General features: G+C 72.3%; 14 protein-coding genes. 4 read left to right on the top strand and 10 right to left on the bottom strand.

Going from position 1 to position 12,942, the window contains the following annotated elements; translation table 11 throughout:
* Positions 1–17: 17 nt before the first annotated feature.
* Both argC and ACZ47G_RS20650 read right to left on the bottom strand, forming a co-directional pair.
* Complete coding sequence (argC, locus tag ACZ47G_RS20655; RefSeq protein WP_465744622.1) at positions 18–1,046, bottom strand: N-acetyl-gamma-glutamyl-phosphate reductase; 1,029 nt, start codon at positions 1,044–1,046, stop codon at positions 18–20.
* Between the two features lie 192 nt (positions 1,047–1,238).
* A complete protein-coding gene (locus ACZ47G_RS20650; protein WP_465744620.1) occupies positions 1,239–2,450 on the bottom strand; it encodes a methyltransferase in 1,212 nt (403 codons plus the stop codon).
* An 82-nt stretch (positions 2,451–2,532) separates the two neighbouring features.
* Here ACZ47G_RS20650 and ACZ47G_RS20645 point away from each other — a divergent pair, with 82 nt between their 5' ends.
* Entirely contained in the window at positions 2,533–2,937 is a 405-nt protein-coding gene (locus ACZ47G_RS20645; protein WP_380462183.1) for a VOC family protein, read from the top strand.
* Positions 2,938–2,993: 56 nt separating this feature from the next.
* A complete protein-coding gene (locus ACZ47G_RS20640; protein ID WP_380462182.1) occupies positions 2,994–3,368 on the top strand; it encodes an RNA-binding S4 domain-containing protein in 375 nt (124 codons plus the stop codon).
* Between the two features lie 17 nt (positions 3,369–3,385).
* Here the strand turns inward: ACZ47G_RS20640 and ACZ47G_RS20635 are convergent, their stop codons facing one another.
* On the bottom strand, positions 3,386–3,892 hold the full coding sequence (locus ACZ47G_RS20635) for an FBP domain-containing protein (protein ID WP_465744617.1): 507 nt from the start codon (positions 3,890–3,892) through the stop codon (positions 3,386–3,388).
* A 259-nt stretch (positions 3,893–4,151) separates the two neighbouring features.
* Complete coding sequence (locus ACZ47G_RS20630) at positions 4,152–5,048, bottom strand: SAM-dependent methyltransferase (RefSeq protein WP_465744615.1); 897 nt, start codon at positions 5,046–5,048, stop codon at positions 4,152–4,154.
* Between the two features lie 220 nt (positions 5,049–5,268).
* Here ACZ47G_RS20630 and ACZ47G_RS20625 point away from each other — a divergent pair, with 220 nt between their 5' ends.
* Positions 5,269–6,168, top strand: a complete 900-nt coding sequence (locus tag ACZ47G_RS20625; RefSeq protein ID WP_465744613.1) for a polysaccharide deacetylase family protein — start codon at positions 5,269–5,271, stop codon at positions 6,166–6,168.
* A 72-nt stretch (positions 6,169–6,240) separates the two neighbouring features.
* On the opposite strand, the gene ACZ47G_RS20620 is transcribed toward ACZ47G_RS20625, so the two are convergent.
* Complete coding sequence (locus ACZ47G_RS20620) at positions 6,241–7,059, bottom strand: SDR family NAD(P)-dependent oxidoreductase (protein WP_465744611.1); 819 nt, start codon at positions 7,057–7,059, stop codon at positions 6,241–6,243.
* A gap of 282 nt (positions 7,060–7,341) precedes the next feature.
* Between ACZ47G_RS20620 and ACZ47G_RS20615 the strand changes: the two genes are divergently transcribed.
* On the top strand, positions 7,342–8,211 hold the full coding sequence (locus ACZ47G_RS20615; RefSeq protein ID WP_380462176.1) for a 3-hydroxybutyryl-CoA dehydrogenase: 870 nt from the start codon (positions 7,342–7,344) through the stop codon (positions 8,209–8,211).
* Positions 8,212–8,286: 75 nt separating this feature from the next.
* On the opposite strand, the gene ACZ47G_RS20610 is transcribed toward ACZ47G_RS20615, so the two are convergent.
* The 5 genes from ACZ47G_RS20610 to ACZ47G_RS20590 all read right to left on the bottom strand — a co-directional run bounded on the left by ACZ47G_RS20610 (position 8,287) and on the right by ACZ47G_RS20590 (position 12,902).
* Positions 8,287–9,375, bottom strand: coding sequence for a sugar ABC transporter substrate-binding protein (locus ACZ47G_RS20610; RefSeq protein WP_465744609.1), 1,089 nt, complete (start codon positions 9,373–9,375; stop codon positions 8,287–8,289).
* A 243-nt stretch (positions 9,376–9,618) separates the two neighbouring features.
* Positions 9,619–10,461, bottom strand: coding sequence for a chitosanase (locus tag ACZ47G_RS20605; RefSeq protein ID WP_465744606.1), 843 nt, complete (start codon positions 10,459–10,461; stop codon positions 9,619–9,621).
* A 118-nt stretch (positions 10,462–10,579) separates the two neighbouring features.
* Entirely contained in the window at positions 10,580–11,545 is a 966-nt protein-coding gene (locus ACZ47G_RS20600; protein ID WP_465744604.1) for a hypothetical protein, read from the bottom strand.
* Positions 11,542–12,465 (bottom strand): ATP-binding cassette domain-containing protein, encoded by a 924-nt coding sequence (locus ACZ47G_RS20595; RefSeq protein WP_465744602.1) that lies wholly within the window; start codon positions 12,463–12,465, stop codon positions 11,542–11,544. The genes ACZ47G_RS20600 and ACZ47G_RS20595 overlap by 4 nt, the downstream gene beginning before the upstream one ends.
* Positions 12,465–12,902: a GntR family transcriptional regulator gene (locus ACZ47G_RS20590; RefSeq protein ID WP_465744600.1), complete on the bottom strand. Its 438-nt coding sequence runs from the start codon at positions 12,900–12,902 to the stop codon at positions 12,465–12,467. Before ACZ47G_RS20590 ends, ACZ47G_RS20595 begins: the two co-directional genes overlap by 1 nt.
* Positions 12,903–12,942 lie beyond the last annotated feature (40 nt).

Raw genomic sequence — 12,942 nt, 5'->3', positions numbered from 1 at the left:
GCCGGTGTTCGGGGTGGTCACGGTGCGACTCCGTTCAGGGGAAGGCCCAGCTCCTCGGGCAGGCCGAGGGCGATGTTCATGCTCTGCACCGCGCCACCCGCGGTGCCCTTGACGAGGTTGTCGATCGCGCTGATCGCGATGACCCGCCCGGCGGTGGCGTCCAGGGCGACCTGGATCAGGGCGGTGTTGGCGCCGTAGACGCTACTGGTCTGCGGCCACTGCCCCTCGGGCAGCAGGTGGACGAAGGGCTCGTCCGCGTACGCCCGGGCGTACGCGTCGCGCAGGCTCCCGGCGCTCACGCCCGGCTTCGCCTTGGCGGAGCAGGTGGCCAGGATGCCGCGCGACATCGGGACGAGGGTGGGGGTGAAGGAGACCGTCACCGGCTCGCCGGCGACCGGGCTGAGGTTCTGCACCATCTCCGGGGTGTGCCGGTGCACGCCGCCGACGCCGTACGGGCTGACGCTGCCCATGACCTCGCTGCCGAGCAGGTGGGTCTTGGCGGCCTTGCCCGCGCCGGAGGTGCCGGAGGCGGCGACCACCACGGCCTCCGGCTCGACGAGCCCGGCCGCGTAGGCGGGGAACAGCGCCAGGGAGACCGCCGTCGGGTAGCAACCGGGCACGGCGATCCGGTTGCTACCCTTCAACGCGTCGCGGTGGCCGGGGAGTTCGGGCAGGCCGTAGGGCCAGGTGCCGGCGTGGGCGGAGCCGTAGAACTGCTCCCAGTCGGTGGCGGCCTTGAGCCGGAAGTCGGCGCCGCAGTCGATCACCAGGACATTCTGGCCGAGGGCCTCGGCGACGGCGGCGGACTGGCCGTGCGGCAGCGCCAGGAACACCACGTCGTGGTCGGCCAGCACCTCGGGGGTGGTGGGCTCGAGCACGCGGTCGGCCAGCGGGACCAGGTGCGGCTGCAGCGCGCCCAGCGCGGTGCCCGCGTTCGAGCCGCCGGTCAGCGCCCCGATCTCCACCTCCGGGTGGCCGAGCAGCAGGCGCAGCACCTCACCGCCCGCGTACCCGCTCGCGCCGGCGACGGCGACTCGCAATGCCATGGCGTTCCTCCTTTGTCGTGGCATGAATATACGCGCGAAGGAAAAGTCATGCAAGGCTGGGTAGCGGGATCCCGATGGCCCTGGCGATGGCTCTGGCGATCGCGATCGTGGTGGCGATCGTGTTGGCGATCGCGGGGCAACCGGTGTCGCCCGGCTGCCGGAGCGGAGAGCGCCGCTGAACTGCCGCGCGGGTTACCGCTTGACCGCCCGCAGCACCACGAACTTGGGATTCCCGGCGACGACTTGGCAGTTGCCGAACAGCTTGCGCAGCTTGACGTGGTAGCCCAGGTGCCGGTTGCCGACCACCCACAGCTCACCGCCGGGCCGCAGCGCCCGCCGGGCACCGGTGAACATCCGCCAGGCGGTGGCGTCGGTGGTGGCCTGGTGGGTGTGGAACGGCGGGTTGTTGAGCACCAGGTCCACCGAGCCGGGGGCGAACACCGCCGGGTCGAGCGCGTCCGCGGTGCGGAACTCGGCCGGGGCGTCCGGGCCCAGGTTGGTACGGAAGGTCTCCTCGGCCGAGGCCACCGCCTGGTGGGACTCGTCCACGAACACCAGCTCCGCGCCCGGCCCGGCCAGCGCCGCCGCCGTACCGACCACGCCGTTGCCGCAGCCGAGGTCGACCACCCGGTCGCCGGGGGCCGGGGTCGGCAGGTGGGCCAGGAGGAAGCGGGTGCCGATGTCGAGCCGCTCCGCGCAGAAGGTGCCCGCGTGGTTGACCACGGTACGGCCGGCGGCGACGCCGATGTCCGGCGGCAGCGCGTAGCGGTGCGGCCACGGATTGGGGCCGGGGTCGAGCGCCGGGTCGGGGGTGCAGAAGATCAGCCGGGCCTTGCGGACGGCGAGCGAGGTGCGGGTCGGGCCGAGGACCCTCTCGAACAGCTGGAGGGTGGAGGTGTGGATCTCGGTCACCATCCCGGTGCCGATCACCACGGTGCCGGGGTGGACCGCCGGGGCGAGCCGGTGCAGCTGGTCCTCCAGCAGGGCCAGGCTCTTGGGCACCCGCACCAGCAGGACGTCGATCCGCTCCGGCGGGGTGTCCCGGGTGGTGCGCAGCCGGGTCTCGTCGACGGCGGCGCCGGCCCGGGCGAGGTTCTCCCGGGTGGCCTGCCGGCCGAGGTGGGAGTCGCTGATCTGGACCGGCCGGTACGGCGCCAGCGCGGTGGCCAGCGCGCCCCAGCGGTCGCCGAGGACGGCGATCCGGCGGCCGGCCAGCTCGGTGGCGGCGCCGCCGGCGCTGTCGGCCGCGCCGGCGAGGTGGCGCAGGAGGTACTCGTCGGCTGCGTCCCAGGCCCGCAGCCGCTCGCGCGGGTCCACCGGGAAGCGGGTGAGGTCGAGGGCGCCCCAGGGGGTCTCGAAGGTGGTGGCTGACGGTGACGAGGCGGGCGTGGTCTGCGGATTCATCGTGTTCTCAGGCTATCCGAAGGTCCCCCGGGGAACGGTTTCGGCAGATACTGGAAGGGCCCGACCGAGAGGGGTGAGGGCGATGGACTGGAAACTCGAAGTCGTGGTGGTCCCGGTGGCCGATGTGGACCGCGCGAAGCTCTTCTACGAGGAGCAGGCCGGCTTCACCGTGGACCACGACACCCGGCTGCGGGACGGGGTCCGAGTGGTCCAGCTGACTCCCCCGGGCTCGCGCTGCTCGATCGTGGTGGGCACCGGGGTGATCGAATCCCCGCCCGGCTCGGTGAAGGGCCTCCAACTGGTCGTCCCGGACATCGAGAAGGCGCACGCGGAGCTCGCGGCGCGCGGCGTGGCCGTCAGCCCCGTCCAGCACTTCGTCGCGGGGGCCCGGGTGAACGGGCACGGCGAGGCCTGGAACAACTTCGTGTTCTTCAACGATCCGGACGGCAACGGCTGGGCGGTCCAGGAGGTCCCGTCCGCCGCGTAGGGCCCGGACCCGTCCGGCGCTCGGAGCCCGTCCGGCGGCTTCGATAGGCTCGCGGGATGGCTGAGGACGAGGGAAGCGTGCGGGTGGACGTCTGGGTCTGGTCGGTCCGGCTGGCCAAGACCCGCTCGCTGGCGGCGGCCGCCTGCAAGGCCGGACACGTCCGGGTCAACGGCGAGCGGGCCAAGCCCGCCCAGCCGCTCAGGGCCGGGGACGAGGTCCGGGTCCGCGAGGAGGGCTACGAGCGGGTGGTCGTGGTGCGCAAGCCGATCCGCAAGCGGGTCGGCGCCCAGGTCGCGGCGGAGTGCCTGACCGACAACAGCCCGCCGCGACCGCCGCGCGAGTTCACCCCGACCGCCTTCGAGCGGGACCGCGGCGCCGGGCGCCCGACCAAGCGGGAGCGCCGCGACCTGGACCAGCTGCGCGGCCGGTAGCGGCCGTTGGCCCTGGGCTACGCCGCGGTGTCGGTGAGCACCCTGGCCAGGAAGGCGTCGAGGTTGCCCACCGTACGGGCGACCTGCTGCTCCAACGGCAGCGACTCGTCCGGCCTGGTCACCGCGGCGGACTTCTTCAACCCGCGGACGTAGAGCGAGCAGGCGAGGTCGGCGCAGATGTACGTGCCGACGGTGTTGCCCTCGCGCCCGGACGCCCCGGCCCGGCGGGCGGCCAGCAGCGCGACGCCCGACCCGGCGTGTGCGGTGATGCACAGCGAGCAGACGTTGGTCTTGGTCAGGCTGCGCCGGACCATCGGCGAGCGCAGCGTCACGCCGACCAACTCGCCGCCGTACGGCGCCACCAGGTACGCCCGGTCGGGCGCGCCCTGGTCCCGCCAGCCGAGGAAGTCCAAGTCCCCCCAGGGCAGTTCGGCCAGGCCCCGGGGCAGCGTGAGCCGACGGGCCTCGCCCTTGGAGCAGTTGACGAAGGACGCGCGGATCTCGGGGTCGCTGAGGGGTTCCATGACGCGGAAGCTAACACCGCCCACCGCGCCCTGTCGCGTCAATTCCGCCCGGTCCGTACCGGGTGCGCGGCCTGGAGGGCGAGCCGCCGCGGGGCGTCGTCGCCGATCCGGGTGAGCAGGTCGTCCAGGGCCGCAGGGTATCCATGGGGGTGAGGGGTTGTCAGTGCCCGTACGTAGTCTGCGATGGTCGGTCCCGGCGCAGGAGGGAGGTGCCGGGACCGGCCACCCCGTCATGGCTTGACGGTGGCGCCGGGCCGCGTCATGGCTTGAGCGGCTTGAGCGCGACGCCCGCGTACGCGGAGACGTCCTGCCAGCCCTCGGGCAGTTCGGTGGTGCGGATGTGGCCCGCGGTGGGGCGCCAGAGTGGGAGTTGGACGAGACCGGGGCCGACGAACTCGAAGTCGCCGAAGAAGGGTTCGACGCCGGCCCGGGGCCGCAGCACCAGCGGGGCGCTGGCGCTCTTGTAGATCCGGGTGCCCTCGGCGGCGCTCTCCCGGGAGGCGAAGTCCGGGCTGCCGTGGGAGAGGATCAGGGCGCTGCCGGGGGCGAGCGCGTCCCGCAGGGTGCGGACGATCCGCTGGGCGCCCTCCTCGTCCCGGATGAAGTGCAGGACGGCGACGAGCATCAGCGCGACGGGCTGGGAGAGGTCGACGGCGCCGCCGAGCTCGGGGTGGCGCAGGATCGCCTCGGGGTCGCGCAGGTCGGCCTCGATGACCGAGGTGCGCCCGGCGGGGCGGCCGGCCAGCAGGGCGCGGGCGTGGGTGGCGACGATCGGGTCGTTGTCGACGTAGACCACCCGGGCGTCCGGGGCGACCCGCTGGGCGACCTCGTTGGTGGAGCCCACGGCCGGGATGCCGGTGCCGATGTCGACGAACTGGCGGATCCCCCGGCCCGCCGCGAACTCGACGGCCCGGCCGAGGAACTGCCGGTTGGTGCGGGCCAGCAGCGGCAGCGCCGGGTAGGCGGCTATCGCGGCCTGGGCGGCCTTGCGGTCGGCCTCGAAGTTGTCCTTGCCGCCCAGGTAGTAGTCGTACATCCGGGCGGTGTGCGGGATGCCGGTGTCGAGCTCGCTCGGCGGCTGCCAGTCATCTGCTCTGGCCCACTCCCAGCCGGTGCGGGTGTCCTGGTCGACGGCCGCGGTGTCCTCGTGCATCATGTTCCGCCCCCAATGCGCAATGCCGGAAGGTGCCTACTGCCCCGTAACACGCGGTGCGCCGTGATCGTATCCAAGGACCCGCCGTGGAAACAGCGGGAGTTCAGGTTTACGCAAGACCCGGACAGCGGAGTGTGTGCACGTCAAAAGCGGTAGCGGAGGGCGGCCACGGGCGGCGGCTCCGGATCGCCGGGCGGGGCCGTCCTCTCTATGCTGGCTGCCGATGACTGCCGACCGCCGCACCGTACTGCGCACCGCCGCCAAGCTGGCCGCCCTGTCAGCCGCAGGAGGGCTCCTCACCTCCTGCGACAGCGGCACGCCCCGCCGGGCCGACACCGGGGCGCTCGCCGCGCACCCCGGCAGCGTCGACCCCCAGCACCTCACCGACCCGGCCTGGAACGGCGGTGAGGGGCCCGCCTCCCCGGCCCCGCCCACCCCGTCCGGGCCGCAGCCCGACGCGGGGCCGACCCCGGCCGCCGCCGCGACCCCGACCCCGCCCGTACTGACGCCACTGGCGGCCGGCACCCCGTTCGAGGTGGTGCACGGGCCGCGCTCCGGCAAGAGCGTGGCGCTCACCTGCCACGGCAGCGGCGACCCGAAGCTCGCCACCGCCCTGCTGGAGGCCGCCGAACAGCGCGGCGTCAAGCTGACCGTGATGGCGGTCGGCAGCTGGCTGGACCAGCAGCCGCAGATGGCCCGGCGGATCCTGGACGGCGGCCACGAGCTGGGCAACCACACCCAGAACCACCTCAACATCTCCGCCATGACGCCGGACCAGGCCCGCGCGGAGATCGCCCAGTGCGCCGACCGGCTGCAGCAGCTGACCGGCTCGATCGGCCGCTGGTTCCGCCCGTCCGCCGCGCAGTACGCCACCTCGATGGTGGGCGAGCAGGCCAAGGCCGTCGGCTACGAGCACGTGCTGTCCTTCGACGTCGACCCGCGCGACTACAACGACCCGAGCGCCGCCGAGCTGCAGCGCCGGGTGCTGAACGCGGTGCGCGGCGGCTCGGTGGTGGCCCTGCACATGGGCCACCAGTGCACCATCGACGCGCTGCCGGCGATCCTGGACGGGCTGGCGAAGGCGGGGCTCAAGCCGGTCACCGCCAGCCAGCTGTGCGCCTGAACGGCAGGGCGGCCGAGCGACCGAGCGGCAGGGCGACGACTGAGCACCTGAGCGCCTGACCGGATCCGCCGGTCAGACCATCGGGTCGTCGTCCTTGTACGGGCGCAGCCGCAGCGTCCGGGCGTCCGCCGCGCGGATCTCGTCGGCCCGGGCGACCAGCTCCTCCAGGTCGTCCCGCCCCGCGTGGATGAACCGCCCGTGCAGCGCGTCGAAGCGGCCGCGGGCGGCGTCCACGGTGACCGCGACCATGTACGGGATCGAGCCCCACTCCTTCATGTCCCGGAACATCGGCATCCCCGCGGTCATGTCGGTGGCCACCGCGCCGGGGCTGATGTCCAGCACCACGACGTCGTGCCGGGCCAGCGAGTCCGCCATGTTGTCGGAGAGCTGGAGCAGCGCGCCCTTGGAGGTCGCGTACGCGGTGTAGTCGCCGTCCGGGCGCAGCGCGAAGCCGGAGTTCAGGTTGACCACCCGGCCGCGGCGGCGGGCGACCATGCCGGGCAGCACGCAGCGCAGCAGGTTGTAGGGGCCGCGCAGGTTGGTCTCGATCACCTGCCACCACTGGTTGGGGTCGGTCTCCCACAGCGGCACCTCGGCGCGGTCGACCAGGCCGGCGTTGTTGACCAGCAGGTCGATCGGGCCGAGGTCGCGCTCGACCAGCCGGACGGCCTCGCGCACCGAGCCGGGGCGGCAGACGTCGGCGGTGACGGCGACGCCCCGGGAGCCGTGCTTGACGCACTCCTTGAGGGTCTCGGTCAGCGTCTCGTGGGTGCGGCCGACCAGTCCGACGGCCATGCCCTCGGCGGCCAGGCCGATGGCGATCTCCCGGCCGATGCCCCGGCCGCCGCCGGTGACCAGCGCGACCTGTCCTGTGAGCGATCCCGTCGGCACCGTGTGCTCCCTTCCCGTCCCCGGCCCCCGTCTGCGGCATTCTGTCGGGCGGCGCCCGGCGGCGGGTCCGGGCACACGCGCGGGCGGCGCGGCCTCACCCGTACGGGGGCCTTTCGGACTGGCACCCTGCCGGGGAGGGGGTGACCTACTGGCCGGTACGGAGTAGTAACGTCGTCGGGGCGGTGACCGGTGCACCCATTCCGGTACACCGACCCGTTGACCAGCAGCTCGCTGGGCCACCAGTTCGCTGGGCGACCCCCAGCACCACCGAAGGGCAACTGAGTGAGTGACATCGCGCGCGTCGGAGTAGTCGGCTGCGGCCTGATGGGGTCGGGCATCGCCGAGGTCTTCGCCCGGGCCGGGCTGGACGTCATGGTGTCGGAGGCCAGCGGTGAGGCGCTGGAGTTCGGGCGCACCCGGCTGACCAACTCCCTGGAGACGGCGGTCAAGCGCGGCAAGCTGACCCCCGAGCTGCGGGACGAGGCGATGGCCCGGCTGTCCTTCACCACCGACCTGTCCGACTTCGCCGACCGCGACCTGGTGGTCGAGGCGGTCGCCGAGCGCGAGGACGTCAAGGTCCAGATCTTCCAGACGCTGGACCAGGTGGTCGAGCGGCGGGACGCGATCCTGGCCTCCAACACCTCCTCGATCCCGATCGTGAAGCTGGCCGCCGCCACCTCCCGCCCGGAGCAGGTCATCGGCCTGCACTTCTTCAACCCGGCGCCGGTGCAGAAGCTGGTCGAGGTCATCCCGACCCTGACCACCTCGGCGACCACCACCGAGCGGGTCGAGGCCTTCGCGACCCAGGTGCTCGCCAAGGAGCCGATCCGCGCCCGCGACCGGGCCGGCTTCGTGGTCAACGCACTGCTCGTGCCGTACCTGCTGTCCGCGGTGCGGATGTTCGAGTCGGGCGTGGCCACCGCCTCGGACATCGACAAGGGCATGGAGGCCGGCTGCGCCCACCCGATGGGCCCGCTGCGGCTGTGCGACCTGATCGGCCTGGACACCATCGTGTCGATCGCCGAGTCGATGTACGACGAGTACAAGGAGCCGCTGTACGCCGCTCCCCCGCTGCTGTCCCGGATGGTCGACGCCGGCCTGCTGGGCCGCAAGTCCGGCCGCGGCTTCTACGACTACACCGCGAGCGCCTGAGCCTCGACGGAGGGGGCGCCCCCGTACCGGCCTCCGGTACGGGCGCGCCCCTTTGCGACTGCCTGACGGACCGCGCTACTTGACCCCGGCCTGCGCGCAGGCCTCCGCGTACTGCTGGGTGCAGATGTCGGACGCCTTGTAGAGCCCGCCGCCGACGACGGTGGCCTCCACCTTCGACTTGGTCACCACGATCGGGGTGAGCAGCAGCGAGGGGATCTTCAGGCCGCCGCTGTCGGTGAGCGTGGCGGCGGTCGTGCTGATGTCCATGCCCTCGGCCAGTTGGACGGCGATGCTGCCCGCCGCGTCGGTCTCGGGCTTGTAGGGCTTGTAGATGGTGTACGCCTGCTCGCCCGTGAGCACCCGGCGGACCGCGTCGAGGGAGGCGTCCTGGCCGCCGACCGGCACGTTCTTGATGCCCGCGGCCTTCAGGGCCTCGATGACGGCGGCGGCCATGCCGTCGTTCGCGACGTAGACGGCCTGGATGCCGTTCTTCCCGAGGCTCTGGATGGCCTCGTTCGTCTTCTCCGTGGCCACGTCCGGCTTCCACTCGCCGGACTGCTCGTAGGGGATCTTGACCCGACCGTCCAGTGCCAGGTGCGCGCCCGCCTTGAACTGCGCCGCGTTGGGGTCGGATTCGGCGCCGTCGATCATCACGACGTTGGCCGAGGAGGCCTTCGGGCCGAGCGCGTCGAGCAGGGACTGGCCCTGGAGCTGACCGGTCTGCTGGTTGTCGAAGGAGACGTACGCGGCGACCTTGCCCTGGGCCAGCCGGTCGTAGGCGACGACCTTCACGCCCTTGGCGTTGGCGGCGTCCACCCACGGGGCGGTGAGCTTGGCGTCGACCGGGTCGAGCAGGATGACCTTCACGCCCTTGGCGAGCATGTCGTCGAACTGCTTCTTCTGAACGGTGGCATCGCCGCCCGCGTTGGCGTAGCTCACCGTGCACTTGGTGCAGAGGCCGGTCACCGTCCGCTCGATCAGGGGCTTGTCGAAGGCGTCGTACCGGGTGGAGGACGTGCTCTCCGGCAGCAGCAGACCGATGCCCTCGCCACCTCCGCCCCCGCCTCCGCCGGCCGCCGGCGTCTGGCCCGCCACCGTCTGGCCGCAGGCCGTGAGGGCGAGTGCGAGCGACACGGCGGCCGTGCCCGTGGCCGCGAGACGCATGGGTCTGATCATGATCGGTGGTGCCTCCTGTACGGCGCCGCAACCCTGCGGCAGGGGACGGAGTCAAGCGCCACCGTGCGAATGCGTCAATGCGGGAGGGATCGTTCGTTATGCCCCTGCTCGATTCGTTATGGGATGAACAGGACTTTCACAGTCCCTTGGGTTGTTTGCGGGGGGGGATCGAATGCCGAGATGGCGGGAGACCCGAGGGAACGGGCTCCCGCCACCGCGCCGACCTGGGCGTCAGCTGTTGATGCTGTAACTGTCGCCGTAGACCTTCCACTTGAGCGGCGGGTTGAGGTCGAAGTTCTTGGCGTTGAGGAACACCGACTGCTCGGTGTCGACCCGGCTGGTGTCGGAGTGCGCCTCCTCCTTCTTCATGACCACCTTGCGGGCGTCCAGGAAGGCCTTGAGGTAGGTGGCCTCGTCGCCGCCCTGGGCGGGCGTCCTGGCCTTCTTCATGGCGGCCGCGCGGATGCCGCCGAAGCTGTCCGAGCTGTCGCCCGGGCCGTGCATCACGATGGCGTCGTAGTAGGCGAACTGGCCGAGCGCGCGCAGGCCGTCGGCCTTGGCCTGGTTGACGGCGGGATTGAAGTACACCCGGTCGCGCTCGTCGTTCTGGGCCTGCTGGAAGACCGGGTCCTTGGCGGCGGTGGCCCAGTCCTTGACGAACGGGGTGCCGAGGCCGGAGTGCGAGGCGCTGCCGTTGACCTTCTTCAGCGCGGGCAGGTACTTGGCGAGGACGTTGCCGGGCTTGAGGTCGGCGTAGTGCTGGACCAGGTCCAGCATGTCTCCGGTGCCGGAACAGAACCCGATGATGCCGGCGGTGTAGCCGCGGCCGTCACCGATGTCCTCGATGTACTTGTACTGGGCCTTCCAGTCCAGCGAGGAGTTCTCGGCACTGGACACCAGCTGCATCGCGATGTCCTTCTTGTGCGGGTCGTCGAGGCCGACGCCCTTGAGCTGGACGGACGTTGCGGGCGCGGGCGCGGCCTGGGCGGCCGAGGTGGCCACGACGGTGAGGGGCGCGGCCACCAGGGCGGCGGCGAGGGCTATGCGGAGGGCACGACGGGGCTGAGGACGCATGGGACGCTCCGGTTCCTCGTAGGTTAGGAAACCTTCCTAACGAGAAGGAAACGCCCAGGAGCCCCGGTCCCGCAAGGGTTTTGACAATGCAACTTCAAGGAGCTGCGAACGGTGCAGGTCAGACCGCCCGGCGGCGCACCCACCAGACCGCCGCCGCGCACAGGGCCACGGCGAGCAGGGTCGTCCAGCCGAACTCGATCCACTGGAACGGCCAGAACCGGTCGGCCGGCTGGTACACCTCGTGCATGGTGTAGCCGCCGTCGTGCACCAGGGACTGCAGATGGTCGTAATCACCGCCGAGGTTGTAGAACTCGGACTCGGAGAGCCGGTTCCCCGCCGGGTCGGAGTACCAGACGCTCAGCACCCAACGGTCGTCCGTCGCCAGCGACGTCATGGCGCGCACCGGCTCGTCCAGCGGGGTCATGTAGTGCGAGCGCGCGGCCTGGGCGAGGAACGGCAGGGCGACCGAGGCCACCAGGCCGAGGCCCACCGCGAACACGGTGCGACGCAGCACCGCGCCGGCCAGCGCCGCGACCCCGAAGGCCACCAGCACCCGGCCGATCAGCACCGGCGGCGCCTCCACGAAGAGGTCCGGGTGGAACTGTCCGCCCATGAGCTCCAGCGGCACGGTCCACCAGCGCAGCACCAGCCCGAACAGCGCCGCCACCACGGCCAGCACCGCGCCGCCCAGCACCAGGCCGCCCGCCGTCCAACGGGAGCGTCCGGCCCCCTGGGTCCAGGCGAAGCGCACCGTGCCGTGCTCGAACTCCCGTGCCAGCAGCGGGCCGCCGAGGAAGGCGCCGAACACACCGCCGAGGACGTAGGCCACACTGCCGAGCATCGGCATGCTGTCGGCGTACTGGTGCAGGAACCGCTTGAACGTCGCCGCACAGGCGGCGGTGGCCGGGTCGCAGGAGCCCGCGCCGGTGCGGTCCAGGCCGTCGTGCAGGTACCAGCCGTGCGCCAGCAGGACGAACGAGATCACGCCCATCACGGTCAGCAGGGTCAGCAGCGCCGGCCGGTGGCGCAGCCCGGCGGCCCTCAGCACGGCGGAGCGGGGCGGGGCGAGGGTGATCGAGCTCACGACAGTACCTTCTGGTTCGTCCGGACGGCCCCGCGCGGGCCGGGCAGGGCGGAGGCGGTCGGCTCGCGCAGGTAGGCGAGCACCAACTCCTCCAGGCCGACGCGCTGTTGGCACCAGCCGCCGGAGACCGGCGCGTCCAGTCCGCCGGTGCGCACCAGCAGGTGGGACTGGCTGCCGGCCCGGCGGTCACGGACCACCGGCAGGCGCTCGGCGACGGTGTCGGCCTCGGCGGTCGGGCCGGTGAGCATCCGGTGGTCGGCGATCAGGTCGTCCACCTCCCCCGCCACCTGCACCCGGCCGCCGGCCAGCACCACCAGGTAGTCGCAGCTCTGCTCCAGCTCGTTGACGGCGTGCGAGGAGAACAGCACCGAGAGGCCGTCCTCGGCCACCGCCGTGAGCAGCACGGACATGAAGTCGTGCCGGGCGAGAGGGTCGAGCGCGGCCAACGGCTCGTCCAGGAGCAGCAGTTCGGGCCGCTTGGCGAGGGCCAGGGCGAGCGAGACCTGGGCCTGCTGGCCGCCGGAGAGCCGGCCGTACTTGCGGTCCAGCGGGATGCCGAGGCCGTCCAGGTGGGTGCGCGCCCGGGTCTCGTCCCAGCGCCGGTTGAGGTGGCGGCCCATCGCGAGCAGGTCGCGTACGGGCAGGCCGGGGTAGAGCGCGGCGTTCTGGGCGACGAAGCCGATCCGGTCCAAGGCCCTTGGTGAGCCCGGTAGTTGGTCACCGAGGACGGTCATCGCGCCCTCGCTGGGCAGGGTGAGTCCGGCGGCCAGGCTGAGCAGGGTGGTCTTGCCGGCGCCGTTCGGGCCGACCAGGGCCACCACGTGCCCGGCCGGGACGGCGAGGTGGCAGTCCCGCAGGGCCCAGGAGCGCCGGTAGCGCTTGCCGATGCCGCCGCAGTCGATCACGGTGTCGGTCGTCATCACGCCACCACCCCGTCGCGCCCCTCGCGCAGGTCGCGCAACGCGTCCTCGAACACCGCGACCATCCCCCCTTCGTCCAGCCCGGCGGTCCGCGCCGAGCGCATCCAGTCCAGCAAGCCCCGCCGCAGCGCGGCCCGTTCGCGCAGCGGCACCACTCCGGCGGGCAGTCCGCGCACGAAGGTGCCCTGGCCGCGCCGGCCGGCCGCCAGGCCGCGGTGTTCCAGCTCCCGGTAGGCCTTGAGCACGGTGTTGGGGTTGATCGCCAGCCCGGCGACCACCTCGCGCACCCGGGGCAACCGGTCCCCCTCCGCCAACCAGCCCATCCGCAAGGCCTGTTCGACCTGCTGCACGAGTTGCAGGTAGGTCGGGACGCCGGAGGCCGGGTCCAGGCGGAACTCGATGGGCGAGGGCTGGTCTTCGGCTTTATCTACTTCCATAGGTAAAGAGATAAAGGATCGCGTGATGAGTCGTCAAGCC

Source organism: Kitasatospora sp. NPDC030952 (genome assembly GCF_055571335.1).
The sequence above is the reverse complement of the archived record's forward strand: the minus strand, read 5'-3'. Positions and strand labels throughout refer to the sequence as shown.